Raw genomic sequence first — 24,342 nt, forward strand, 5'->3', positions numbered from 1 at the left:
GCAAGCACGGCGCGCGCCGAGGTCGACCACCTCGATTGCGAATTGGGTTGCTCCCCAATTGGTCTCAGTCAGCGAGAACGAGCGTCGACGGTCGATGTCAGAGCCTGGAGTTCGAGGTAGACCTCGTCGACGACTTGCGCGAATTGCCGTGCCGGCGTTTCCTGGATCCATCGCGTGAAGGCCACCTCGAAGACGGCGACCGCTGTCCGGGCGGCCAATTCGGCGGTCGCCGGGGCGACGCCCCGCTTGCCCAGTGCCTGCGTCAGGGCGTCGGCCAGCATCGCCATCTTGAGCAGTTCTCGTTCGCGCAGTTCGGTATTCGCGGTGATGACCTGGTGACGCATCCGCGGGCCCGCGGTCTGATCGCCGAAGAACTCAGCGGCTGCCGCGATGGCCTCGACCACGGCATCCAGCGGCGTGACGTTCTCGGGCACGGCGTCGAGCGCGGCGACCAGCGTCGCGGTCAAACGCTCCTGCCCCCAGAACAGCACCTCGCGTTTATCGGTGAACTGCCGGTAGAACGTCCGCTGCGTCACGCCGGCTCGCGCGGCGATATCGGCGACAGTCGTCTGGTCGAAGCCGTGTGCCACGAACAGCTCCAACGCGGCGGCGATCAGCCGCCCCTGCGAATCCGGCACCCATCGACCCATGATCCGAATCATACGTGATGACATAGTGTGACATCACTGCTAGCCTCGTGATGTCACACTATGACATCACGAGGAGAATCGCATGCGCGTCTTCATCACCGGAGCGTCCGGCTGGATCGGCTCTGCCCTGGTCACCGAACTCATCGACCACGGCCACACCGTTGTCGGCCTCGCCCGTTCAACGCAGTCGGCCGAGTCGCTGACCGCGCTCGGCGCCGAGGTCGTCCACGGCACCATCGACGACCTGGACCTCATACAGGCCACCTCCGCCGCCAGCGACGGCGTCGCCCACCTCGCGTTCAAACACGACATCGCTTTCACCGGCGAATTCGCCCAGGCCGCGGCCGCCGACCGCGCCGTCATCGATGCCGTCGGTGCGGCACTGGCGGGCTCGGGCAAGCCGTTCACTCTCGCTTCGGGCCTTTTGGGCGTGGCGCCAGGCACTGTGGCGACCGAGCATGACGGCCACGAGGTGAGCACCGTTGCACCCGGGCATCCCGCGGCCATGCCCATGATGCGCCGAGCCAACGCAGAGGCCACGCTGGCGCTGGCTTCGCGGGGAATCCGCTCATCCGTTGTGCGTCTCGCCCCGACCGTCCACGGGAAAGGAGACCGGGGATTCATGGCTTCGATCGCCGAAATCGCCCGTGACAAAGGATTTTCCGGCTTCCTCGGCGACGGCTCGAACCGCTGGCCCGCGATCCACCGCTCCGACGCCGCCGCCTTGTTCCGCCTCGCACTCGAGCAGGCCCCCGGCGGATCCACCCTGCACGGATGTGCCGAGGAAGGGGTTCCGATCCGAACCGTCGCCGAAGCATTCGGCAGTCGGCTCGATGTGCCGGTCAAGGAAGTGGCTCCCGACGACGCGGCGGCTCATTTCGGCTGGATGGCCGAATTCATCGGCCTGAATGCCGCGGCGTCGAACACTCGAACCCGGGAACTGCTGAGTTGGGAGCCGACCGGCCCTCGGCTCATCGATGACATCGATGCCGGCTACTACACCATGCCGAGGTGAATCACGACTTGCAGTCCCTGGTCAACGAGTCCTGATTCGGATCTCGACTCCGGGTGCAGGAGTTCCGCTGTCGCCACGGTTCCGAGCGATCGGCCCTTCCTGCATGGAGTGTTCCACTGGCCTAACTCCCGAACCGAATGCGCGAAGGTCCGCACACACCAGCGTATTTCGACCGATTGAGCCGGGACAGTGCATGTGTTGTCGCCGGGGGGCGTGCACTGCCGCAGTGTCCGTGCATCCTGTTCGGGTTCGCGGTCGCGATATCAGGTCCGCGAGTCCGTTCGCCGGAGGTGTTCGAGGACGAGGCTGCGGACGGGTTCGACGTCGGCCAGGAGGCCGTGCCCCGCACCGGGGAGGATCACCGTGTGCGCCCCGGCACGGCGCGCGACCTCCGCGGCCGCCGCCGAATCGTGCACCTGGCTCGCGCCGGCCAGGGCGACGAGGGTCGGGACCGGCAGGTGTGGCGGCCCGTCCGGCAGCTCGGGGTGAACGATCGGCGAGGCCGGGAAGTGTGCGGCTCCGTGCGCGAGCAGGTCGAGGTATGTCTCCACATCCGCCGGCCCGCTGCCGGGGGCGCCCGGTGCCAGCATCGCGCGGGCGTCCTCGAAAGTGGGGTGCGGGTCGCGGTTGCGACCCAACTCCTCGAACTCGGGACTGAGTCCAGCGAAGACCAGCGGCGGATCGAGCAGGACCAGCCGCCGCACTCGCTCGGGGTGGGCGAGCGCGAACCGGAACGCGAGGTGCCCGCCGAGCGACTGGCCGCACAGGTCGGCGGCGGGCAGCCCGAGCAGATCGAACGTTTCCGCGAGCCAGTCCACTAGATCGTCCATGCTGGTCAAGGCTGCGCCGGTGTGTCGACTACGGCCCGGCTCGCCCATGGTGTCCACGGCGTACACGTGATGCTGCTCGGCCAGCGAGCCGACGACCGGATACCACATTCCAGCTGTCCCGCTGTATCCGTGGAGCAGGACCAGCGACCGCGCTGTGGTCGGACCCGCGGACGTGACTCGCGTCGTTCCGTACCGACCCGGGAGGTCTACCGTCTCGGCCGGTACCGGCCAATACGACATCACCGCGTCGTAGGCCGCGAAATATTCTGCTTCCAGCTCAGGGGCGGCGAACGCAGTCATCGCGCACTCCCCGACTCGACACTGCCGCGCTCGCTCGAGGGATGCGGCGCGGCGCAATCCCCCGTCCGCCTCGGGCGGTCCTCAGTGAGTGCTTCGACGGACTTCGGCCGACTGAACATTCTCACCACTCCTTTCCAAGTCAGATGTATTATGTCAGTTGTATTGGAATAAGGGAAGAGAGTCGGGTGCCGGAGCACGGGTCAACTGACGTCAGCTCCGGTGTCGAGGTACACCAGCAGATCACGGGGCAGGCCGTGGGTGTCGTGCAGATAGCGGTAGTCGTCGTCGGTCAGGGGACGCCCGGTGAAACGGTTGCGGGACAGTATCTTTCGTCCCCGCTGGAGCAGCCGGTCGAAGTTGCGTTCCTCGTCGAGGAGGATGGCGCGCACATCGTGGGGATGCGTAGTTTGCCGGAAGTGCCCGAGGGTGTGTTCGACCAGCTCTATCGGCAGATCGGACAGGGTTCGGGTCGGATCGTCGCGCCATAGCGTGGTCAGGGTGCGGCGGATCAAACGGCGAAGTACGTGACCGCGGCCGGATGGGGATGGGGTGACCCGATCGCCGAGGACGACGATGCTGGATCGCAGATGATCCGAGAGCAATCGCAGCGACCGTTCGTCCAGCGGGCCCCAGAGTCGGGGCAGAGTGGTCCGCCAGGGCAGGAAGACGTCGATCTCGAAGACGGACTGCGTGTTTCGCAGGATGCGCACCAATCGTTCCAGACCCAACCCGGTGTCGATGCCAGGCCGTCGCAAGGATTCGAGGCTGCCGTCGAGGTGCCGGACGTATCGCATCATGACGTGATTCCACACTTCCACCCACCGATCATCGGATGTCGGTGTGCCCTGCGGCATTTCGTCTCCCGTCCAGACGAAGATCTCGGAATCGGGTCCGCAGAGTCCGGTCGGACCGTTGGACCACCAGTTCTCGTCGGTGGTCGGTTCGACCGGCAAGCCCAGTTCATCACAGGTGCGCCACGACTCGTGGTCAGGCTCGACGTGTTCGTCACCGCCGAACACCGTGACGTGCATCCGGCCGGGATCGATGCCGAAACCGTCGCGCAGCAGTTCGAATCCCCAACGCAGGCTTTGCGATCCGCCGTAGTCGCCGAGTGACCAAGACCCGAGCATCTCGAACACGGTGAGGTGGGTGTCGTCGCCGACCTCCTCGAGATCGGTGGTGCGCAGGCAGCGTTGCAGCCCGGTGAGCCGCCGGCCCAGCGGGTGCGGACTGCCCATGAGATAAGGGGTCAACGGGTGCATCCCGGAGGTGGTGAACAGCACCGGATCCCCCGGCGCGGGAATGAGCGATCCGCCCGGCGTGAGTTCGTGCCCGCGTTCGCGGAAGAAGTCGAGGAAGGTTCGAACAGTCTGGTCTGTCGTGATCACGGTGGTTGCTCCATCGATGGGAAATCGACCGGAAGCGACCGCAGATGGCAAGTCCTGCAACAAGACCGACGCATGCCAGCGGACCGTTTCCGGTCAGCTGACATGGGGAGAAGGTCAGGCGGCAGCGACCGGCGAGCTGAGAGCTCGTGCGGCCGCGGCAGCGATTCGCGAATTGACCTTCATGGACGCACTGTAACAACGAGACCGTGCAGAGCACGACCGATTTTCGGCCGGTGCGGTGATCGGCACCCACACCGACATGAGCCGCACCGACTTGCCTCGGACGACCCCCGTAACCCCGCCGAAGTAATTGTCCCGGCCAGCAAACTATCCTTTTGGTCCGTCGGCAAATTTCTGCCGAACTTGTCGCCGACCCGGCTTTCGGTGAAACACACTTGGAGTCTCGTGGATCTTTTGCGCCGTTCGATGACATCATCGGATTCGCCCGTCGTAATCCGTCGACTTCTATTCCGATGGGCGCTTCTCTACCGCCGAACGGCCGTGTGACCAGCGTCCGACGAGTTCGCACATCCGACTGATACGCTTCTTGTCGTAGAAAACCATTCCGGCGGACACCGCCGCAGGCGGTAGGAGACGACACCGGATGAGGCCGACATCAGCTAGATGCCAACGAGAGTGGCGCGCGGCGACATCGACCGGCGTTCACGTCAGCCCGCCTTCCGCTTATCATGAATAAATTAACGTAACTGAGAGTAAATCGGACCAGATGGCAGACGTCAATCGCTTGCAGCGCACGTACCGCTCCCCGGTGCGCGAGGAGGCCGCGCGGCGCACCCGGGACATCGTGGTACGAGCCGCGATGCAGGTGTTCGCGGAACGCGGATACGCCGGCGCCACCATCGATCAGATAGCGACCTGCGCCGGCGTCTCCCGTCCGACGGTATTCGCCGCGGGCAACAAAGCCCAATTGTTCGCGCTCGCCCGACAATACGTAGACAACGACGGTGACGCCACCGAGGCCGATTCGACGATGGCGCAGATCCTCACGATCGACGACCCCCGCCGGCTGCTCGAGCGGTTCGCCACGCACACGGCCGCGATCATGCGGCGAGCGCGGCCGTTGCAGGGAGTACTGGAGCAGGCCGCGGGCACCGATCCCGAGCTGGCGGAACTTTTGCAATCGACGCAGCAGCAACTGCTCGAGACGGCCGGTAGCGTCGTGGCCGCCGTCGCGGCGACCCGATCGCTGCGCCGGGGGATCTCACGCCGCACGGCGACCGACGTGCTCTGGTTGCAGCTCCAGTACACGAACTATCAGCGCCTGGTCGACGAACGCGGCTGGAGCCACCGGGAATTCGAGCGGTGGCACGCCACGGCGATGATCGCCACCCTGCTCGAACCGAACCACGAATAGGCATCCGCGCCGCCGCTGCGGGACATCGGTCCTCGGAAACGCCGAAACGGGCCGATTGCGCTATAACGCAACATGTTTCGCTGGCCTCGCAAGTCAAGCCGGCGGAAGGCAGCGCTCCGCCACGCCCACTTTGCCGTTCATGGTCAACAACGCACCGTGCACATGGGCGGCCCGGCAAGAGACGAGGAACCGGATAGCCTCCGCGACCTCCGAAGGCCCGCTATCACCCTGCGCTACCTCGCCCGGACGCAATTCCCGGGGTGGGGCGAACAGGTCGCCGGGGTCCACGAAATTGACCCGGACCCCGCTCGGCCCGTATTCGGCCGACCACGACCTGGTCAACTCGACCAGCGCCGCCCGCGCCGCCCGGGCCCAGCCATTGTCCGGCAGGCCCACTCGAGCACCGAACCCGCCGACGTTGACGATCGCCCCCACGCGGCGCGCCGCCATCGACGGGGCGAGCGCACCCGCCAGCAAAAAAGGCACCCGCACATTCAGATTGAACACGGTGTCGAACACATCCTCGGTCGATCCGTAGTCGACCTCCCCCGCGTTGTTGACCAGCACCTGCACCGGGGCACCCGACAACAACCGGGTCATCTCCCCGATCAACCGAGCTGTTGCCACAGGGTCCCCGAAATCGGCCACCAGATCGACCGCCCGTCCCCCGGACCACTCGATCAATTTGCAGGTCTCCGCCACACCGGTGCCGTCATCACCGCAAGCCAGCACCGAGTATCCATCCTCGGCCAGCCGCAATGCGGCCTCCCGCCCGATGCCACCCGCCGAACCGGCAACCACTGCCCACCCACCCCGCTTCCGACCATCCCCCACCAAGGCTTCAGCCATCCGACGTCATCTCCTTTTTGCTTGCGCCGCTTGGTGACTCCGTCCGCCACCGCCGGCGGCACATGTGCGCGAAGGCTGGGGTAGGAGAACAGGTCCACGTCATGAATGTTGCTCCGTTAATATTAACCTGTCAACACTTGAGCCGCCCTCAGCTTCCGGGACGGCCCACCAGTCACGAAAGGTGCTCAGCAACAGTATTATCGTATTATCATTTTGGAATAACGCCTCGGTTCGCCCTCGACCCTCCACGCAGTGAATCCGCCCCGCGGTCACGATCGTGCGGTTCATGGGACCCTTTCCCAGGACTAACGATGCGCGTGCATTACGCACGCACTAGCGCGAAACTGGCCGATGACGCGCGCGCGGCGCGCGGTCGCTTGCCAGGATCGAGACAAGAAGCGAGATCACCGACACACCGGACGTGCCGCCCGGCGCGCTACGCGGGCGCAGCCGCACAGGACGCCGAGCCGTTCCGGCGATCTGGCTGGCCGCACGACGCGGATGAGCACCGAAAACGCCGACTCCGTACCGCCCGGACCAGCGACTCCGCACGCGAAGCAGCCAGCTGACGGCCAGCGGCACTACAGCCCGGAGAGAACAAGTCTCGGCAAACCCGGCGACCCACGGCCCGTCCCGACAAACAGCTCGACACGACACACATCGCGGCGACGATGTCGATCCCGCCGCGCCCGGGGCGCCCGCTCGATCTCGTCACTCCATCGATGGCGCGCCAAGACTTGACGAACGGTATTATAGTAATACCGTCTCGGGTTCACGCGAGGCCTCCGACGGGACGCATGCAGAGCGGATCGTCGCCCGGCTACCGACTCCGCGGCCGAGCACTTCCCCTCGCCGAACACGAACGAGGCCGAACTCGTACAGGCACTCACCGCACACCACACATGGACCCCGAGGTTCGGACGTTTACATCGGTCTTGAAAATTACACTTTACCCCAAGTAATCTCAATCGTGTGAACCGGTTGGCACCAACAACCCCGCCAAGCTGGTTCGAACCGCTTGGGGGACATAGCTGTTGCGCATCGAGGGGTGCGGCCGCTCCCCGAACATGCCGGATTTGCCTACGCCGGATCTCATTCGGCGCGGCTCGCACCGGCCAATGGTGGACTTCCGATCCGCCGACCGACCGCAGGCGACCCGGTCGTGCACGGCGGCGCCGACCCGGTGGCGTCTTGAAAAGAGTTCTGCACGTGAACCTCTCGGGTAGCATCGGCCACGTGGAGGAATTTCTGCCCCTGGCCGTGTTGGGTACGGCCGCGTTGTCCGAGGGTGTCAGGTTTCTCTACGACCAGGCCGGTGAGTTGCTCCGGCGGCGACGTGCGGGTTCGGACACGGAATCGGACCCGGGCACCGACCTCGAGACGCCGCCGATCGTGACCGAACCCGAACAACTCCCCGCGCCGGACATGACACAGGTGGAGCGATTCGAACCCGAACTGCGCGCGTTGCGCAGTGATCTGCACGAATACGCGGCCGGTGTGGACCCGGTCGCGCCGTCGGACGAACGCCTGCTCCACCTCGTCGACGCACTCCGTCGCGTGCTGGAGACGATCCACGGTACGCCGCTGGTATTCGCGGGCGAAGGGCGAGAATCGGCGCAGGTGCGCGGCAGCATCGACGCGGACCGGGTAGCAGGCTACGTGGCCGCGGTGCGCGCCGACCGCGCGGAGGGCACGATCGAGGGCCACACGCGGGTGCGCGAGGTGGCCGCGGGAGGGCAAGCTATTGGAGTCGATCTCGGAGCCGACCGCCGGGAGCGGTGACCGAGGCCCACGCCCGTTCGCCGAGCTGATCCGGGACCGGGTCGGGCCGGACTTCGTCGAGCGTAAATGGTTGCGGGACAGCGTGACAGCGGCAGCCGAAGCCAACAGGTACGTCCTGGTGATCGGCGAGCCGGGAGCGGGCAAAACCAGCCTGCTCGCCGGTTTGTCGCACGCCCGTCCCGACTGGCTCCGCTACTTCATCCGCCAGGACAGCCGAACCCGGTCGGCAGGCGGGGACATCCAGTCGTTTCTGCTGTCCGTCGGCCACCAGCTCGCCCGCGCGCGGCCGGAGCTGTTCGAACCCGAACGCCTCTCGGTCGTCGTCCGCCAGCACATCGAGACGGTCGCGCACGGCGGTCGAGCGATCGGCATCCGCATCGAGGACCTGACCGTCTCGCCGTTCCATCGCACCGCCGTCCTCGAGGTGGAACAGCGGATCAGCAAGGTCTCGGGGACGGTGACCGGTATCGAAATCGGTTACGCCGCTCTCGAACCCCGGCTGCTGGAGCCGGACAATCTGGCGCATCTGGCATTGCTCGCGCCGGCCGAAGTCCTGCTCGCGACGGACCCGGCCGCCAGGATCGTGATCCTGCTCGACGCGCTCGACGAACTGGCGGGCGACCAAGCCGCACCGAGCCTTCTGCGCTGGCTCGCCGACGGACCCGAACTGCCACCGAACATCTGTGTCCTCATGACGTCTCGGCCGCATGCCGGACTCGGTCACCTGCGATCCGCGCGCATCGAACAGCTCGCTGAGATACTCATTGATCCAGGCTCCCCACAGGTGGCCGACGACCTCGTCGGCTACGCCCGGCGGGTGCTGAGCACCGAACCCATCGCGGCGGCCGCGCGGGCGCAGGGCTATCTGCTCGATCAATTCCACCGCGATGTCGCCGACCGCGCCGACGGAAACTTTCTCTATTTGTCCACCTATGCGCGGGCATTGAGCGATGCGCTCGCCGCGGATGCGCCACAGACCGCGCGACTACTCGAGGTTGTTGGACTACCGCCCGGCCTGGCGGGTCTGTACTCGTATTTCATCGACACCCTGCGCACCGACCTCACCCGGCTCGGCCTCCTCGAGATCCGCGACCCCGTCAGCGCCGACGACACGCTGACACCTGCCTGGGAAGGGGTGGTGCAGCCGATTCTCGGCGTGCTCGCGGTGGCCGGAGACGCGTTGACCACCGATGAACTCAGCACGCTGGCCGGCGTGCGGGTCTGGCCGAGTTCGGTACGCAACATCCTGGCCCGGCTGCGCTGGTTGCTCGACGTCCGCGACGATCGAATCACCCTGTATCACAACTCGATCGGCGAATTCCTCACCAGCGAGCCGACCCATCGGCTGCGACCCGAGTACGCGGTCGACGCCCAGGAGTGGCACGAGCGCATCGTCCGCCACTACCGCGGCCGAGCCGCCTCATGGGCCGCCGTCGACTGGGATAGTGTCGACCGTTACGGGCTCGTCCACCTCGGCAGGCACATGGCCGGCAGCCGCGCCGCCGTCGCAGCGGAGCTGGCCGACCTCGTCTGCCCCGGGCTGCGTCGCGCCATCCGAGCTTCCCTGGGCAGCGACCGCCACTTCCTCGGACTGGTCGAACTCGCCGCAGATCGGGCTCTCGAAAACCCCTCGCTGACAACGGGATTACCGGCGATTCTGTATTTGGGCGTGGTCCGTCGCCAAGCGCTGCGCTCGGTGCACGAGGTTGCGCCCGGCGTGCTCGGCCTGCTGGCTCGGATGGGGCGCACCGAGGTGGCGATCGAGCATGTGCTCGCCGTGCCGCCGTCGTATCAGCAGTTCCTGGGCATGCACGAGATCGTGCGGCACGCGCCGCGAGGCGCGAGCGACGCCCGCCTGCGCGACCTGTTGGTGCAGAGCGCGTTGACGGTACCGGCAAGCGAGATCGGCACGCTGCAACCGGTCCAGTACCCGCTGCGATGGGCCGCGACGGCGATCGCGCCGTACGATCTCGATCGTGCCCTCGTGCTGTGGGAGCGGGCCCGGCGACCCGACTCCGGCTGGCGCGAGGACCATCCGCCGGACGCGCTGTATCGCGCGGCCGCGGCAACCAGTGACGGCCGCGCGGCTCGAGCACTCGTCGCCGCGATCCAGACCGATCGGGCAGGTGACTACCTGGATCTCGCCGCCCGCCCCGGTACCGAGGACGCGCCCGAGCTGCTTCGGCTGGCCGAGTCGAGTCTGACCGAAGCCACCACGGCGGGCCGTTTGCATTGTCGCGCCAGGCTTTTCCGGGCCTGGCTGCCGCACGCGGCGGACCGTGCCGATCGGCATCGTGCGGAGCTGCTCGCGGAAGTCGAGCGGGGCAGCGACGACGCCGGCGCGCTGGGGCGCGGCTTGGTCGACGCCGCCTCCGAATTGGCCGACACCGATCGGGCGACGGCTCAGCACCTGCTCCGCCGTCTCTCGACCGTCCCCGTCAACGGACACACCGAAGAGGCATTTCTGCGAGCGGCACGCTTGCAGGCGAGATGGGGTGCGGTATTCGAGAGTGGCCGGCTGCTGAACCAACTCTACGAGTGGAACAATTCCGTCTGGTGCCGAGTCGGGCGAGCCTCGGTGGTGGCCGAGTTCGACACGGCCGACGCGGTGGGAATGATCGAGGACGCACACGCCACGATCCCCGCCCACCGCCCGGACCTGGACGTCATCAGCCGGATGCACCGGGAAAGCCAATTGCGTAGTGTTGCATTGGGATTTGCCGAGTTCGACCTCGGACGAGCGTCTGCGACAGCCAGAGAGCTGGCGGAAATCACCTGGTCCCAAATGAATACGGACCGCTACAGCGTCCTCGCGCTGCTCGCGCATCGTCACCTGGACGCCGGCGACACCGAGCAGGCGGCCGCACTGCTACACGAATGTCTCGATCGTCCCGGCCAGGCCCGCCCGCTGGTCGACGCCCCGAAAACCGTGCCGTTCCGGCTCGCGGACAGCGAGCGGGCCGACGCACCCGGTGCGCGGGAATTCGCCCTCGTGTATTCGACCAATCACATGCGCGACTGGGCGACGCTGTGCCGCAACCGCTTCCACCGATCGCCGGGCGACCTGGTCCGCGCGCTGGCACCCGGACCGACAGCAATCGCAAACCCCTACAGCTGGGCACGCACCACCCGGGTCTTCGCCCAACACCTCGCTCGCCATGATCTGCGGCGCGCGATCGCACTGGTCGGCGCGCTGGCCGACGACGGCGAGCGAGTTGTCGGCTTGGCCACGATGTTCCAGTTCGCCGCGAGCGTCGCCGTCGACAACAACGACGAAACAGCGAACAGCATGTGGGCGCAGTTCCGTACGGCGCTCGCCCGAATGCGGCGCTACGAATGGGTTTTCGACGACCAGCTCGACGCGACTCCCTTCGCCTACGTGCGGCCGGACCATCGCGCCCGGTTCGACGCCGCCTTCTGGCTCATTCCGTATGAGGCCGATTCCGCCATGGCGTTCCTGTCCCAGAGCGGAGCACGATATCTGACCGATGCCTTCGCAATGGTTTTCGGCTACGAGGGTTCGTCGGGGTACATGATCAGTGCGGTGCAGGGCAGCCGGCCGTTCCCGCCTTATCGGCAGTTGCACGCCGCGATGCTGTCCGAGCCTCCGGGCGAAACCGGATTCGATGAGGTGCCGTGGAGCATCAGCCGCGCCATGGCGTGGGTCCATGAACACCTGATCATCTCGAGTACCGGACAGCCGACGGTGTCCGCGCCGATGCCACGCATCCCCGACCCGCTCTACGCCGCGCTGGTGGACCTGCTGTTCCATCCACCGGGCAGGGCTCCTTACCGGGACTTCACCGATCGAGTCCGCGAGCTGATGACCGGTGACCGGTTGCCCGCGGTCGCGGGCCTGGTCGCGTTCGCCGTGGGGCTGCGCCCGGCCGGGGACGCGCTTCTTCGCGACCTCAGCATGGAGGTTCTCGCCGAGGCGCGCCGCCGCGATCGGGCCACCCGCGTCGTCACGCTGCTCCAGTTCGCGGTCTCGCCGACCTGCGCCGCCCTGGTCGACCCGGTCGAATTGCTCATGGACGCAGCCACACTCGGCCTCGATCCGGATCCGTCGATCTACCACGAGGTGATCACCGACCTGTTCCCCGTGCTGCTGCACCGGGCTCCGGAGTTCGCCTGGCGTCAGCTCTATGCCGCCCTCCGCGACAACTGGGCCCTGGCGATGGCACTGCTCGAGCGCGGCGCCGAACCGCTTCTCGCGGCTCTCGGTTTCGACGTGGTAGGCGTCCTGCATGCCGAAATCCGCCGAGCCGTAGCCTGTGTCGCCGACGACGGTACGGCGCCGGAACTTGTGGACGGCGTCGATCTCGGGACAGCGACGTACGCCGCACCATGACCGGACGCGCGCCGTCCAGCCTGGTCACCGCCGAATCAGCAGCATTGATCGCGGTTCCGCGGGCGGGCAGGGCACCGGCGACGAGTCGCTAGGTTCGACTCAGCCCCTCGCGGAACCACTCCGGCATGTCTTGGCCCGAGCGCGGAAACCACCTGTTCTCGGTGCCGAAGTGCTCAGCTGTCGGCGGTGTCGAGAAGGCGGGTAGCTGGTCTCGGTTGTACTCGATGGTGAAGCGGTCGGGCGGATCCAGGATGTACTCGAACTCGATCCACGATCCGAGTCCCTGCATATACATTCCTTTCCGCAGTTGCTGAAACTTCCGCCAGACATCAGGCGGGAAGGACCAGGCTCGGATCGTGCCGTCGGGCATCCGCACTCCGGTGTCGGATTCCGCATGCGTCCCGATCATCTTGGCGCGCACGACAAGCCGAGTCCAGCCGATCGGCAGGGTGGCGAGCACCTCGCTGGTGATCTCGGTGAGCTTGTCGTGCTGTTCGGTGGGGTCGAGCGTCGGCCAGTTCGGCATCTGGTCAATCCTCCTGCGGGAATGCGCCGTTGCGAGCGAAGACCAGCCTGCCCGGCCCTGGCGCCGCACGGCAACTCGACGCACTCCGGCCCGCCGCCGACGAGAGGTTGTCTACGAGTCACGCCTGCGGCGCTTCAGGCACACACTGAAGGTGGCGGCGAAGACGACGGCGGTGCCGATGCCGGTGAGACCGGCGCCCAGGCCGAAGGACAGTTCGAAAGCTCCGGTGAGGATCACGATCAGGATCAGGACGAGTCCGCAGATCCACGTGGCGAGCGCCGCGAACAGGGCGATGAGCAAGGCGGTGGCGCGGTCGCCGGCGCGGCGGGAGCGGGCGGCCTGCACGGTGACCTCGGGCAACAGCGTCCAGTCCGCGCCGCGAAACTGCGCCCACACCAAGCGGATTCGATCCACCTCCGCGTGCAGCAGCGGTTCGCTTCTGGAATCGAGATGGGGCAGCACGTATTTGCGTCCGGCGTGGTCGTAGACGACGGCGATCTCCCGAGCCACGTCGGCTTGCCCGACCGCCGCCACATTGGCTTCGATCTCGATGAGCTGGATATCGGGCCACGCGAGAACGCGGGTCTGCCACAGCGACCGGATGGTGAGCTGTCCCCGGTCGGTGATCGTCGCACTGCGCCGGTGCGCCAGGTAGGCGACGGTGATCACGGCACCGATCAAGACGACAGCGCCGAGCAGGACCACGAGGGGCGCGCCCGTTCTGGACAGTTGCGCCAACCCCGCGGCGAAGCCGACCAGCGCGAGGCCCGGCAGCGCGTAACCCACTGACCCCGCACGGTATTCGCGGTGAATCGGTTCCATGCGAGCACGCTAAGCGCACCCGCTCCGGACCCCTCCGGAGCCGAAGCCACGACGATGGTGGGTGGCCTGCCGGCGCAATTGCTCAGCAGGCCACCACCCTCGACCACCGCCGCCGCTCAGTCCCCTTCGGGAATGTCGGTGTAGCGCTGCAGGTACAGCTGCTCGCCGAGCTTTTCCAGCAGGGCGAGTTCGGTTTCCAGATAGTCGACGTGGTGCTCCTCGTCTTCGAGGATCGCCTCGAAGATGCGGGCGGAGGTCACGTCGCCGCGGGAACGCATCAGCTCGATGCCGCCGCGCAACCGCTCGACGGCTTCGAGCTCGATCTGCAGGTCGGCCTTCAGCTGTTCGGGCACGGTCTGGCCGATGCGCAGCGGGTTCAGCTTCTGATAGTTGGGCAGGCCATCGAGGAAGAGGATGCGGTCGGTGAGGATCTCCGCGTGCTTCATCTCATCGATGGACTCGTAGCGGGTGTGCTTGGCGAGCTTGGTGAAACCCCAGTTCGCCTGCATTTTCGCGTGCAGGAAGTACTGGTTGATCGCGGTGAGTTCCGCGGTCAGCTGCTCGTTGAGCACATTGATGATGTCCTTGTCGCCTTCCATGGCCACGGATGGTGTCACACGTCACACCGGGGCTTTCCAGGAAGGATTGCCTATCTCGCTCAGGCGGCGGGCGCCTCGGGCCGGACCGCCGTCCGAGCCTGTCCGATCGCGTCGACGAGCCTGCGGGTGCAGCTGCCACAGCCGGGCTTCCAGCCGCAGACCGCCTTGACCTGCTTCACCGTCGCGGCGCCGGCGGCGACGCAACTGTGCACGTCCGCCTCGGAGACGGCATTGCAGATACAGACGTACACAATCGACCCTCGTAGGTAGGCTTTCGGTTAGTAAGCGAGGCTAACCTAACTAGGTAAGCCTCACCTAATTGGTAGCACCTTTTGTCCGCAAGATCCAGTTACCGATCCATCCTGTGACGTTCAGGGCACCAGGTGCCGGACGAGACCGGCGGCTTCCGCGGCGAGCCCGGGCGGGTTCGTGGCGATGAACATCGCGTCGGCGGCCAGGTTGCCCAGGACGTGCCAGGTCGGGTCGGGACGGCCCGCGACGAGCAGACGGCGGGTGCCGGATTCAGTGCGCACTCCCCCGGCGGCCGCGGATTCGGCTGCGCCGCACGCCAGCAGCGCGCTGATCAGCGGCTCGGTCTCGGTAGGCGTGGTGTAGGCGGGCGGGTTGACCGCGTTGAAGACCGAATCCGCGTGCCATTCGGTGCCGTCGTGCACGGTGAAACCGCCGCCGGGGCGCGCCTCGATCTTGCGGACTCCGGCGCGAAGCCGCAACTGTCCCGAATCCAGCAGCCGCAGCACGATTTTCGCATTGTGCGGCACCATCGGTGAACTCAGACTGCTGATCGTGCGAAAGTGTTCGGCGCGCAGCATGGTTCGATCCGATTCCGGCAACAGCGGCCAGACGATCGGGCCGAGCACCCGGATCGCCATGGTGAGCAGGCGACGGCCCTGATGCGGGTCCTCCAGTTCGGTCAGCTGCCTGCGCAACCGGACCACCGGGTCCTCGGTGGCGCGGAGCTGCGTGGCGAACGAGTCGAAATCCTGTCCCAGCTCGGCGAGTTCGGCGCGCATGAGCTCGACCAGTTGCGGCAGCCGAACCACACCGGCGGCGGCCAGTCGCTGCCCGTTGGCCGCGGTCAGGTGTTTCGGCGCGAGCGGAAGGGGTCGCTGTTGCACGAACGGCAGGACGCCGCTGCGCGACAGCAGGCTGATCGGTCCGGTGTGGCCGTTCGCGGTGAGCGCCACGGCGGTATCGACCGCCGTCAAACCGCTACCGATCACCGCGACGTGCACCTCGTGCGGTACCTCGGTGATCGTGTCGCCCAACGGGTATGGCTCGTTGACGTAGCCCGGCGCACCGGTCAGCCCGTAATGGTCACGGGGACGGCCACTTCCGACGCTGAGCACCGCACGATCCACCGGATGGTCACCGATCGCGGTGTGCAGGAATGCTTTGCCGCCCGCCGCACGGGAGAAGCCGACGACGCGTGCGTTCACCACGCTGACCCGCCAGCCCCCGCGCCGCAGGCGGTCGATCGCGTTCCGGGCGGTCTGCTCCAGATACTCGCCGTACATGCCGCGCGGTACCAGCGGCTGCCCGAGGCCCTCATCGAAGTAGCGGGCGGCCTCGGGCCGTCTCTGCAGCCATCGCTCATAGTGCGCGCGGTCGGTGGCACGCACCGACATCAGCGCCGGCGGCGCGTTCACCCGGACGGCGTCGATGTCCGGCTGGTAGGGCCGCCCGCGCCAGACCGCGGTCGAGCCGTCGAACACCGTGATGCTGCCTGCCGTGCCCTTGACGGCCGCGAGCGCGTCGAGCAGCGCGACCGCCGCCGCGCCCGCGCCGATGATGCCGAGATCCATGCTGTTTCCTTCCGATCACTGGGACCGGACCAGCCTCACCCGGACACGGTCATCGCGGACATCCCTCGTTTGCGGGGTTCCTGTTGCAACGTCACACCCCCGCAAATGAGGGATGGCGGCCGCGACGGCGACGCGGCATGGTTGCGTGCATGAGTTTTGCGTCGGTCGACATGGGTGGGCTGCTGGCGGGAGTCGAAGCGGCCACGGACGCGCACGCGCTGTTCGCGCAGACCTCGACGCGGTTGCGCCGGATCGCGCCGTTCGACGCGGCGGTGTGGGTGGCGACCGATCCGATCAACGGGCTCACCACCGCGCCGGTGCGGGTGGAGAACCTGCACGAGGGTGGATGCGGAACCTACTGGGAGTCGGAGCTTTTCTCCGAACACGTCAACCTGTTCCGCGAGCTGGCGCGGGCGCCGGTCCCGGTCGCGGGGCTGCGCGCGGTGACCGGCGACGACCCGGGCCTGAGCCCGCTGTATCGGAACTTCATGTGCCCGCGCGGATTCGACGACGAACTGCGTGCCGTGCTCCGGGTCGACGGGCAGCCGTGGGGACAGCTCAGCCTCTTCCGCGAACGCGGGCGAAAGCCGTTCCAGGACAGGGAAATCGCGTTGGTGAGCGGCTTGTCCGCGCCGATGGCGCGGCGGCTGCGCAGTTTCGCGCAACCGTATGCCGCCACCGCGGCGAGCGGGCAGCCGGAAGCGCCCGGCATGCTGCTGTTCGACCAGCAAGGCGGCCTCGTTTCGATCAACGACGAGGCGCGGCAGCTGCTCGCCGAGATGCCGCCCGGCCCCGCGACCACCACCCCGAACGGCATCGAAATACCGCTGCCCGTCTGGATTCTCAGCACCGCGGGCCGCGCCCGCATCACCGGCGAGAACTCCCGGATCCGCATTCGCACCACCACCACCGGACGCTGGCTGGTCTGCCACGCCTCGTGCCTGCGCGACCTGACCGGCGCGCCGGGCATGACCGCGCTGGTGATCGAGCCCGCCACACCCTCCGAGGTCGCGTCGCTGGTGGTGGCCGCCTACGAGTTGACCCGGCGCGAGCTCGACGTCACCGAGCTGATCGCGCGCGGCCGGTCCACCGGTGAGATCGCGAGCACCCTATTCCTGTCCGCGCATACGGTGCGCGATCACGTGAAGGCGATCTTCGAGAAGGTCGGCGTCACCAGCCGCGGCGAGCTGATCGCCAAGCTCTTCACCGACCACTACGAGCCACTGTCGACCACCCAGACGGTGCGGGTCTTCGACGGAGAGCAGAGTGCAGCCGACGCCGGGGCCGCGGGAAGATAGTTCGCCTGGCGAACGTTATGGTCGTTTGTGCACACAACGACTACCTCTCCCCTGCGGAAGCCGATCGCATGCTGATCGGGCTGATCGCGGCGTTGCTGGCCTGCCTGGGTTACGGGGTGGCCTCGGTGTTGCAGGCGTACGCGGCGCGGCAGTCCGCGGCGGCGGCGCTGGCGCGGGGTGCGGGCGGGCAGGTGACCGAGACCGGGGCGCCGACCGTCGCTTCGACGGTGGCGGCGGTGTTGACCGTGACGTTCATCCTGGGCAGCGTGCTCGATGTGGTCGGCTTCGCCGGGAACGCGGTGTCGGCACGGCTGATTCCCTTGTTCCTCTCGCAGACGATCATGAGCGCGAACCTGATCATCACCGCGGTGCTGGGCATCTTCGTGCTCGGCATCCGGTTGCACCTGCGCGATTGGGTGGCGATCTGCTCGGTGATCTTCGCGCTGGCCGCGCTCGGCGCCGCGGCCGGGCACGAGGGTGGCGGTAGCGACGATCCGGCGCTGCACTGGGGCGTGCTGATCGTGTCGGTCGTGCTGTTCACCGCCAGTCAGCTGGTGGTGCGGCGGTTGGGCTCGCGGGGCGCGGTCGCGGCGGGCCTGGCCGCGGGAATGCTGTTCGGGGCGTTGGCGATCGCGGTCCGGATCGTGCACGGGATCGATCCGTTCGACGTGCCCGCGCTGCTCGCCGATCCGGCCGCGTGGACGATCGCGATCGCGGGCATCGGCGGCTTCTATCTGCATACCGTTGCGCTGCAACTCGGTTCGGTGAACGGCGCGACCGCGGCGCTGGTGGTCGGCGAGACGGTGGTGCCCGGCATCGTCGGTGTGCTGCTGCTCGGCGACACTTCGCGGCCTGGCCTGGAATGGCTTGCCATCCTGGGCTTTTTCCTCGCCATCGGCGGCGCGGTGGCCGTGGCGGTGTTCGGCAACCTGTCGCAGCAGGCGGCCGAACCCGCCCCCGAGCCGGTTCCGGTCAGCAGCCGATAGTCACTGACCACCGCGTGCGGCATCCAAAGCCGGTGCGGCCGGGCGTATCCCGTTCACCTGGACCGGAACCGCACGCGGCCGAGACTGTTTCGGCTCCGGTTTCCGCAGAATGTTGATCGGCCACCAGAACCAGCGCCCGGTGAGCGCGGCAATGGTCGGGACGACGAACGAGCGGACGATCAAGGTATCGAGGAAGAGCCCGATGCCGACGGTGGTGCCGATCTGGGCGATGTTGTGCGCGTAGCTCACCAGCATCGCGAACATGGTCACACCGAAGACGAGGCCCGCCGTGGTCACCACGCCGCCGGTGTTGACCATCGACCGGATGATTCCGGTGTTGATGCCCGCCTTCAATTCTTCCTTGAATCTGCTGACCAACAGCATGTTGTAATCCGCCCCCACGGCTACCAGGAAGGTGAACGAGACCGGCGCCACCGACCAGTGCAGCGGGTTCCCGACGATGTGCTGCCAGATGAGCACGGTCAAGCCCAATGCGGACAGATACGACAGCGCAACGGTACCGATCACCGCTACGGCGGCGACCAGACTGCGCAGCAGGATCAGGACGACGCAGAACACGAAGGCGAACGCGGCCACCACGCTGGTGACGAAGTCTTCGTGCACGAACGCCTCGATGTTGAGCAGCGTGCCGCCCGGCCCGCCGATGCTCACCGTGCTGCCCGCCAGCGACGTGCCCTTCATCGCCTGCAGCGAGGCCGGAATGATCTGCGCGCTGAGGTCCATCGCCTCCCGGCTGAAGCCCTCCATCTGCGGGGTCACGATCATCCGCGTCACCTTGCCGTCCGCCGAGAAGAAGAACGGCAGCGCGTTCTTGAATAGCGGGCTGTCGAATGCCTGACTCGGCAGGAAGAAGAATTCACCGGGATCCGCGGTGGTGAAACCGCTGGCGACCTCGTCGAGGAACCGGGTGATGTCCGAGATCTGCGGGAGCAGAACGTCGAGGGTGCCCTGCAGCGGCGCGATCACGCTCTTGACCTGCGCGACAAAGCCTTTGAGGCCGTCCACCTGGGTGGCGAGTTGCGGCAGAGCTTGCGACGCGGTGCGCAGACCGGTCACGAGTCCGTCGACGGTGCCGTCGAGCCGGTCGGTGTCGTCGAACAGCGAGAAGCCGGTTTGCGCCGCCCGGCAGGCCTGGATGTCTTGGCAATTCGGAATCGAGTTCACGAACTCCCGTGCCGGACCGGCTGTCTCGCGCAGCGTATCGAGTTTGTCGACCACCCCGGACACGGCCGTCTGCATGGCGGCGGCGCTGGTGTTCACCTGGCCGAATCCCTGCTGGCCGGTGGCGAGGGCGGTTTCGAGTCCCTTGATGGTGAGATTCAGCTGATCGATGCGTCCGGCGAGGGTGGTCAGGTCGTCGAGGCGCGGGGTGAGCATGTCTTTCATCTGGGTGAACCGGCTGCCGATGTAGCCGGCCTGGCCGGTGAGCGTGCCGAGTTCGAGCGGTGTGGTCAACGGCCGCGTAATACCCTGCACCGCACTGACTCCCGGCACCTTCACCACGGCGTTCGTCAGTTTCGCGAGCGCCACCAGATCCGCGGGATTGCGCAGATCGTGGTCCGACTGCACCAGCAGGATGCTGGGCGCCATGATGTTCGGCGGCAGGTGCCGGTCGGCCGCCGCGATGCCGAGATTGGCGGGCGAGTCGCTCGGTTGGGCGATGCGCTCGTTGAAGCTCGGCTGGAAAGTCGGCAGCACGAGGATGGCGAGCACGAGCACCGCCAGGCTGGCGACCAGCACCGGGCCGGGCCAGCGCACCACGGCGGTCGCGATCCGCCGCCACCGCCGCTGCGAGGACTGCGCACGCGGTTCGAGGAAGCCGAGCCTGCTGCCGAGCGCGAGCAGCGCGGGCCCCAGCGTCAACGCGGCGGCGAGGGTGACCGATACCGCGATCGTGCACGGCAGGCCGGAGGTGCTGAAGATCGCGAGCCGGGTGAACGACATGCACGCCGTCGCACCGGCGACGGTCAACCCGGACGCGATGATGATGTGCAGAACCCCGTGCAGCGCTGTGTAATACGCGGTCTCCGGGTCCTCCCCCGCACGCCTGGCCTCTTGGTAGCGGCCGAGCAGGAAGATGCCGTAGTTGGTGCCCGCGCCGAGCACGATCACCGCGAGCAGCGCGGAGGCGAAGATCGAAACGCCGATCACCTCGTGCTCGCCGAGATACGCAACCACCGGGCGGGCCACCGCCAAGCCCATCCCGACGGTCAGCAGCGGCATCGCGACCGTGATCGGCGACCGGTAGACGCACAGCATCACGCCGCCGACGAGCACGGCGCACATGATGATGAGCAGCAGAATCGAATCGTTGATCGAGACGAGTTCGTCGTTGACCACCGCCGACGGTCCGGTCAGGTGGACCGTGATGCCGGCGGGCGGCGGGTTGTCGGCAATGATGTCCCGAGCCGCCTGGGTGGATTCCATGGCCAGCGCGGTGCCCATGTTCCCGGCCAGATTGAGCAGCACATAGGCGGCTTTGCCGTCGGCGCTCTCGCTGGCGGGCGCGAAGTCCGGACTGGACCACAGATCCATCGCGGAGTTGACGTGCTTCTTGTCCTGCGTCAGCCGGTCCAGCAGCGTCAAGTAGTACTGATGTGCGTCACCGCCTAGCGGGGCGTCGCCTTCGAGCAGCACATAGACGAAATTGTTCGTGCCGGCGCCGCCGAACGAATCACCCATCTTGACGATCGCCTGCACCGATGACGCCTCGTCCGGCAGGAAAGATCGCGCATGCCCGTTGACCACCGTTTCGAGCTGGGGCACAACGAGATTCAGTCCACCCGCGAGCAGCAGCCAGACCGCGACGATCGGCACCGAGAACATGTAGAGCAAGCGTGCGAACAACGGCCGGCCGGGAGCGGGCCGCAGCAGCGTCCGGTCGAACGGCACCGAGAATTCGTGGCGCACTTTGGGCAGCAACGCACGCAGCCGCTCCCGCAACGGTTCTCGCGTCGCTTTACCGCGCCGCCGCACGAAGTTCGTCATGACACCGGCACCGTGCAGTTGACCGCGGCGAACGGGCCGTTGGCCGCCTGCGTGTCCCGCTCCTGCCCGTTGATCACGATCCGGCACGAGACCTGATCGGAATTTGCTTGCGCGACAACGCCGGTCGGCAGCACGAGCTTGCGGGTGCGCAGCGAGGTGCGCCACGGGAGCTCGGTCGACACGTCTTTGACCTTGCCCTGCTCGTCCAGGTAGGACAGGCGCACCGGAGCGCCCGGTGGGCCGTCGATCTCGTAGTCGACGATCTTCTCGCGCAACTGGCCGAGCGCCGGCGGCGGGCTCGAATGCCCGATCGCCAGATCCTCGATCTCGCTCAGCCGCAACCGTGCGATGAAGAGGGCCGTCAGGCCCAGAACCAGGAATACCACGCCGTACACCCAGGCACCCTTCATGACTTTCTCCGCTATCCGTTCGAGCGTCGAGCCTTCTTCACCGCAAATACGCGGCACTCCTGCGCCGGCCCCGTTCGCCGGCCCGTCGACAGCCCTCGATTCGACGGCCACGGCCCGCCTCGGTGGGCGGATTATTGCCGTGACGCACGGTAACAGAAACCTTTCACCTTCGGCAATATGCCATAGCCCATATTCGCGGCACGCCTGCTACCACCAGGTTTAGCCTGATGTTCAAAGAGTGCCGCGACTCAGCGGCACGAAATCGAACGGATCACGCAGCGGGCGCGCTGCCCGTGCGGTGGACGGTCAGGACTCGGGCGCAGGCGGTGTCCGCACCGCGATTTCGCCGCCCAGCGTGTAGCCACCGGAAAGCTGGAGGTTGTCGCCGCTCCAGAAGCGGCCCGGGTCATACCAATTGGGGCTGCGCCGCTCCGGCAGCAACCCCATCGCCTGGTAGGTCGCGGCGACGATCTCCGCGCAATACGCGCTTTCCAGCTCGCGCGCGGCGGCCCTGCGCGATTTACGCAGCGGCAGGCTGGCCCGGCCGCGCAGCCAGCGCCCGGCCAGGCCGGCGGTGGAGGGGAACGGGGTGCCGTCGAGCCGGGCGATGGTGCGCAGCAGGCTGTCTTCCATCTCCCGCGTCGCGGGCCGGTCCAACTGACGCAACCACGCCTGCTGACCGTACCGATGCGCCCACACCAGCACCGCGTCGCGCAGATTGTGCAATTGGACGCCGCGGTGCGCCGCACCCGACCACATGTCCGGCAGCGATCGGCCGAGTTCGGCATGCCAGATCAGCGCCGGCATATCATCGAGCACCACCGACATCCCGACATGATTCACCGGACTGTTCGTCGTCAGCCGAATCGCCCGGTCAGCGGCCGAATGCCCACGGAACAACCAGATGTCGCCCGTCCTGGTCAGCTCGAGTGCCCGATCCAGATCGATGCCCGTCCCCGTCATGGCCGTAGCCTATGCGCTATGCGGTGGTGGAAGGCAGTGGGATTGGCAGGTGCGGCCGGCGTGGTCGCCACCGGCGTGGTGGTCGTGCGTGCCGAGCGACGTCGTCGCGCCTACACCCCCGAACAGGTCCGCGAGCAACTGCACGTGCGCTTCGCCCAGGCGACCGCGGCCGAGTCCGCAGCCGAAACCCCCACCCCGGCAGCCGAACCCGCCACCGGCCTGCTCGCCCGCCTGCGCCGCCGCTTCCGCCGCTGAGTCCACGCCCCAGAGCCGCGACTCCGCAGGGTCACAGACTTCCTCCACTCTTCACAGCAGCTATACACCCTGTGAAGAGTGCGCACGCTCTGTGAACCCTCGCCCTATCTGTCGCTTGGTTCATACCGCCCGGCCCTGTTGGCCGGTTCCCGCCGCTGGCCTTGCGTTTGGACGGTTGGCTGGCTGCCGATGCATCCCTGCCCGGTGACGTGTACCTGCTGCGGGAGTTACAGGGATAGTGCTGAGCACGTCGCCTGCCGTCCCCGGCTGTAGGCGCGCGCTGATCCGCGGCGTTTTGTTCCAGCGTGGTCATCTGGCTGTGGTGCCATTCTCGAGAGCGCCTTGCGCGAAAAACGCCAGCTTTCGACCGAGTACCGTTGCGTCTCGGCGGGTTTCCACGGATCGGCACCCAGCCGCTCGGCCGCCCGTTCCCCGTGCCGCTTCGCCCCCTTCCCGCGCGGCTCCCCCGAGCCGCTCCGCAGCCCTCCCTTTCCCGAGCCGCTCGAGACGCAACCACAGCCAGATGACCACGCCGGGACAAGACACCGCGCACCTGGCCTGCACCTACAGCCGGGTACGGCAGGCAACGCGCTCAGCATGATTCGGGCGTATACCTGGGACGGGCGACACCTTGACGGGTAGCCGGCCCGCCGAAACCGACACTGCAGCAACAGAACCCGCCACGCCACGCGCCCCCGCTAGCGCGCGACCGCGACCCTGCGACGTTCGTACCAGCTCGAGAGCCGGGCCACTACGACCGCGACCGCCCCAATCGGCAGGTAGTACCCCCACGCCGCGAACACGGAATCCGTTGCGGGTAGGGCGATCAGTGAGCCGAGCAGCAAGATGCTCGCGATCAGCCAGGACAGTCGGCGCGTAGCCTGCAGCGCGGGCACGGCACACAGCACCACCGGCACGGACAGCAAGAGCACCAGCCGCACTCCGTAGTGGGCGAACATCGAGTCGCCGCATGCTGCGTCCATCCCTACGACCTCGCACGAGGAGACCTGGTACAGCGGCTCGGACGCGACGAAGACACCCCATGCCGCGGTCGCTCCCGCCAGCAGCACCCATGCCGCTCTTGCCGAACTCATGTCGAGATCATCGCACT

At 67.2% G+C, this 24,342-nt stretch carries 20 protein-coding genes; 7 read left to right on the forward strand and 13 right to left on the reverse strand.

Translation table 11 applies throughout. The annotated features are described in order from the left end of the window. Nucleotides 1-68: 68 nt before the first annotated feature. Nucleotides 69-650 (reverse strand): TetR/AcrR family transcriptional regulator, encoded by a 582-nt coding sequence (locus O3I_RS25370; RefSeq protein WP_014985852.1) that lies wholly within the window; start codon nt 648-650, stop codon nt 69-71. Between the two features lie 82 nt (nt 651-732). Between O3I_RS25370 and O3I_RS25375 the strand changes: the two genes are divergently transcribed. After that, nucleotides 733-1,665, forward strand: coding sequence for an SDR family oxidoreductase (locus O3I_RS25375; RefSeq protein WP_014985853.1), 933 nt, complete (start codon nt 733-735; stop codon nt 1,663-1,665). A gap of 263 nt (nt 1,666-1,928) precedes the next feature. Here the strand turns inward: O3I_RS25375 and O3I_RS25380 are convergent, their stop codons facing one another. Both O3I_RS25380 and O3I_RS25385 read right to left on the reverse strand, forming a co-directional pair. Further along, nucleotides 1,929-2,795, reverse strand: coding sequence for an alpha/beta fold hydrolase (locus O3I_RS25380; RefSeq protein WP_014985854.1), 867 nt, complete (start codon nt 2,793-2,795; stop codon nt 1,929-1,931). 200 nt (nt 2,796-2,995) lie between these two features. Further along, nucleotides 2,996-4,183, reverse strand: a complete 1,188-nt coding sequence (locus O3I_RS25385; protein WP_014985855.1) for an alanine--tRNA ligase-related protein — start codon at nt 4,181-4,183, stop codon at nt 2,996-2,998. A gap of 727 nt (nt 4,184-4,910) precedes the next feature. On the opposite strand from O3I_RS25385, the gene O3I_RS42980 reads away from it, so the two are divergent. Next, the gene (locus O3I_RS42980) at nt 4,911-5,558 is read left to right on the forward strand and encodes a TetR/AcrR family transcriptional regulator (RefSeq protein WP_014985856.1); all 648 of its coding nucleotides are present in this window, start codon (nt 4,911-4,913) and stop codon (nt 5,556-5,558) included. Nucleotides 5,559-5,651: 93 nt separating this feature from the next. Here the strand turns inward: O3I_RS42980 and O3I_RS25395 are convergent, their stop codons facing one another. Beyond that, on the reverse strand, nt 5,652-6,359 hold the full coding sequence (locus O3I_RS25395; RefSeq protein ID WP_014985857.1) for an SDR family NAD(P)-dependent oxidoreductase: 708 nt from the start codon (nt 6,357-6,359) through the stop codon (nt 5,652-5,654). A gap of 1,284 nt (nt 6,360-7,643) precedes the next feature. Between O3I_RS25395 and O3I_RS25400 the strand changes: the two genes are divergently transcribed. Both O3I_RS25400 and O3I_RS25405 read left to right on the forward strand, forming a co-directional pair. After that, the gene (locus O3I_RS25400) at nt 7,644-8,189 is read left to right on the forward strand and encodes a hypothetical protein (RefSeq protein ID WP_041562870.1); all 546 of its coding nucleotides are present in this window, start codon (nt 7,644-7,646) and stop codon (nt 8,187-8,189) included. Then, complete coding sequence (locus O3I_RS25405; protein WP_014985859.1) at nt 8,152-12,540, forward strand: hypothetical protein; 4,389 nt, start codon at nt 8,152-8,154, stop codon at nt 12,538-12,540. The genes O3I_RS25400 and O3I_RS25405 overlap by 38 nt, the downstream gene beginning before the upstream one ends. Nucleotides 12,541-12,628: 88 nt before the next feature. On the opposite strand, the gene O3I_RS25410 is transcribed toward O3I_RS25405, so the two are convergent. The 5 genes from O3I_RS25410 to O3I_RS25430 form a co-directional block, all read right to left on the reverse strand. Continuing rightward, nucleotides 12,629-13,066, reverse strand: coding sequence for a hypothetical protein (locus O3I_RS25410; protein ID WP_014985860.1), 438 nt, complete (start codon nt 13,064-13,066; stop codon nt 12,629-12,631). A 111-nt stretch (nt 13,067-13,177) separates the two neighbouring features. Then, nucleotides 13,178-13,888 carry a hypothetical protein gene (locus O3I_RS25415; protein ID WP_014985861.1) on the reverse strand — a complete coding sequence of 237 codons (711 nt, stop codon included), beginning with the start codon at nt 13,886-13,888 and terminating at the stop codon, nt 13,178-13,180. 116 nt (nt 13,889-14,004) lie between these two features. Continuing rightward, on the reverse strand, nt 14,005-14,487 hold the full coding sequence (gene bfr / locus O3I_RS25420) for a bacterioferritin (RefSeq protein WP_014985862.1): 483 nt from the start codon (nt 14,485-14,487) through the stop codon (nt 14,005-14,007). Nucleotides 14,488-14,546: 59 nt separating this feature from the next. Continuing rightward, nucleotides 14,547-14,738: a (2Fe-2S)-binding protein gene (locus tag O3I_RS25425; protein WP_014985863.1), complete on the reverse strand. Its 192-nt coding sequence runs from the start codon at nt 14,736-14,738 to the stop codon at nt 14,547-14,549. A 120-nt stretch (nt 14,739-14,858) separates the two neighbouring features. Beyond that, the gene (locus tag O3I_RS25430; RefSeq protein ID WP_014985864.1) at nt 14,859-16,310 is read right to left on the reverse strand and encodes an FAD/NAD(P)-binding protein; all 1,452 of its coding nucleotides are present in this window, start codon (nt 16,308-16,310) and stop codon (nt 14,859-14,861) included. Nucleotides 16,311-16,459: 149 nt separating this feature from the next. On the opposite strand from O3I_RS25430, the gene O3I_RS25435 reads away from it, so the two are divergent. Then, nucleotides 16,460-17,608, forward strand: coding sequence for a helix-turn-helix domain-containing protein (locus O3I_RS25435; RefSeq protein WP_014985865.1), 1,149 nt, complete (start codon nt 16,460-16,462; stop codon nt 17,606-17,608). A gap of 68 nt (nt 17,609-17,676) precedes the next feature. Further along, nucleotides 17,677-18,594 carry a hypothetical protein gene (locus O3I_RS25440; RefSeq protein ID WP_014985866.1) on the forward strand — a complete coding sequence of 306 codons (918 nt, stop codon included), beginning with the start codon at nt 17,677-17,679 and terminating at the stop codon, nt 18,592-18,594. On the opposite strand, the gene O3I_RS25445 is transcribed toward O3I_RS25440, so the two are convergent. From O3I_RS25445 to O3I_RS25455, 3 genes are all read right to left on the reverse strand, one after another. Further along, complete coding sequence (locus tag O3I_RS25445) at nt 18,595-21,603, reverse strand: RND family transporter (RefSeq protein ID WP_014985867.1); 3,009 nt, start codon at nt 21,601-21,603, stop codon at nt 18,595-18,597. Continuing rightward, the gene (locus O3I_RS25450) at nt 21,600-22,013 is read right to left on the reverse strand and encodes an MmpS family transport accessory protein (protein ID WP_014985868.1); all 414 of its coding nucleotides are present in this window, start codon (nt 22,011-22,013) and stop codon (nt 21,600-21,602) included. The genes O3I_RS25445 and O3I_RS25450 overlap by 4 nt, the downstream gene beginning before the upstream one ends. Nucleotides 22,014-22,319: 306 nt before the next feature. Beyond that, entirely contained in the window at nt 22,320-22,976 is a 657-nt protein-coding gene (locus O3I_RS25455; RefSeq protein WP_014985869.1) for a hypothetical protein, read from the reverse strand. Between the two features lie 18 nt (nt 22,977-22,994). On the opposite strand from O3I_RS25455, the gene O3I_RS25460 reads away from it, so the two are divergent. Beyond that, complete coding sequence (locus O3I_RS25460) at nt 22,995-23,231, forward strand: hypothetical protein (RefSeq protein ID WP_041562872.1); 237 nt, start codon at nt 22,995-22,997, stop codon at nt 23,229-23,231. Nucleotides 23,232-23,929: 698 nt separating this feature from the next. On the opposite strand, the gene O3I_RS25465 is transcribed toward O3I_RS25460, so the two are convergent. Beyond that, complete coding sequence (locus O3I_RS25465; RefSeq protein WP_141692101.1) at nt 23,930-24,325, reverse strand: hypothetical protein; 396 nt, start codon at nt 24,323-24,325, stop codon at nt 23,930-23,932. Nucleotides 24,326-24,342 lie beyond the last annotated feature (17 nt).

It is taken from the genome of Nocardia brasiliensis ATCC 700358 (assembly GCF_000250675.2).
Classification (GTDB): Bacteria; Actinomycetota; Actinomycetes; order Mycobacteriales; family Mycobacteriaceae; genus Nocardia; species Nocardia brasiliensis_B.

What these genes read in the sequence shown, in the direction of transcription:
- O3I_RS25370 (WP_014985852.1), bottom strand. Translation starts at nt 650, where the DNA reads ATGGGTCGATGGGTGCCGGATTCGCAGGGGCGGCTGATCGCCGCCGCG.
- O3I_RS25375 (WP_014985853.1), top strand. Translation starts at nt 733, where the DNA reads ATGCGCGTCTTCATCACCGGAGCGTCCGGCTGGATCGGCTCTGCCCTG.
- O3I_RS25380 (WP_014985854.1), bottom strand. Translation starts at nt 2,795, where the DNA reads ATGACTGCGTTCGCCGCCCCTGAGCTGGAAGCAGAATATTTCGCGGCC.
- O3I_RS42980 (WP_014985856.1), top strand. Translation starts at nt 4,911, where the DNA reads ATGGCAGACGTCAATCGCTTGCAGCGCACGTACCGCTCCCCGGTGCGC.
- O3I_RS25410 (WP_014985860.1), bottom strand. Translation starts at nt 13,066, where the DNA reads ATGCCGAACTGGCCGACGCTCGACCCCACCGAACAGCACGACAAGCTC.
- O3I_RS25415 (WP_014985861.1), bottom strand. Translation starts at nt 13,888, where the DNA reads ATGGAACCGATTCACCGCGAATACCGTGCGGGGTCAGTGGGTTACGCG.
- bfr (WP_014985862.1), bottom strand. Translation starts at nt 14,487, where the DNA reads ATGGAAGGCGACAAGGACATCATCAATGTGCTCAACGAGCAGCTGACC.
- O3I_RS25430 (WP_014985864.1), bottom strand. Translation starts at nt 16,310, where the DNA reads ATGGATCTCGGCATCATCGGCGCGGGCGCGGCGGCGGTCGCGCTGCTC.
- O3I_RS25435 (WP_014985865.1), top strand. Translation starts at nt 16,460, where the DNA reads ATGAGTTTTGCGTCGGTCGACATGGGTGGGCTGCTGGCGGGAGTCGAA.
- O3I_RS25440 (WP_014985866.1), top strand. Translation starts at nt 17,677, where the DNA reads ATGCTGATCGGGCTGATCGCGGCGTTGCTGGCCTGCCTGGGTTACGGG.
- O3I_RS25445 (WP_014985867.1), bottom strand. Translation starts at nt 21,603, where the DNA reads ATGACGAACTTCGTGCGGCGGCGCGGTAAAGCGACGCGAGAACCGTTG.
- O3I_RS25450 (WP_014985868.1), bottom strand. Translation starts at nt 22,013, where the DNA reads ATGAAGGGTGCCTGGGTGTACGGCGTGGTATTCCTGGTTCTGGGCCTG.
- O3I_RS25455 (WP_014985869.1), bottom strand. Translation starts at nt 22,976, where the DNA reads ATGACGGGGACGGGCATCGATCTGGATCGGGCACTCGAGCTGACCAGG.
- O3I_RS25460 (WP_041562872.1), top strand. Translation starts at nt 22,995, where the DNA reads ATGCGGTGGTGGAAGGCAGTGGGATTGGCAGGTGCGGCCGGCGTGGTC.
- O3I_RS25465 (WP_141692101.1), bottom strand. Translation starts at nt 24,325, where the DNA reads ATGAGTTCGGCAAGAGCGGCATGGGTGCTGCTGGCGGGAGCGACCGCG.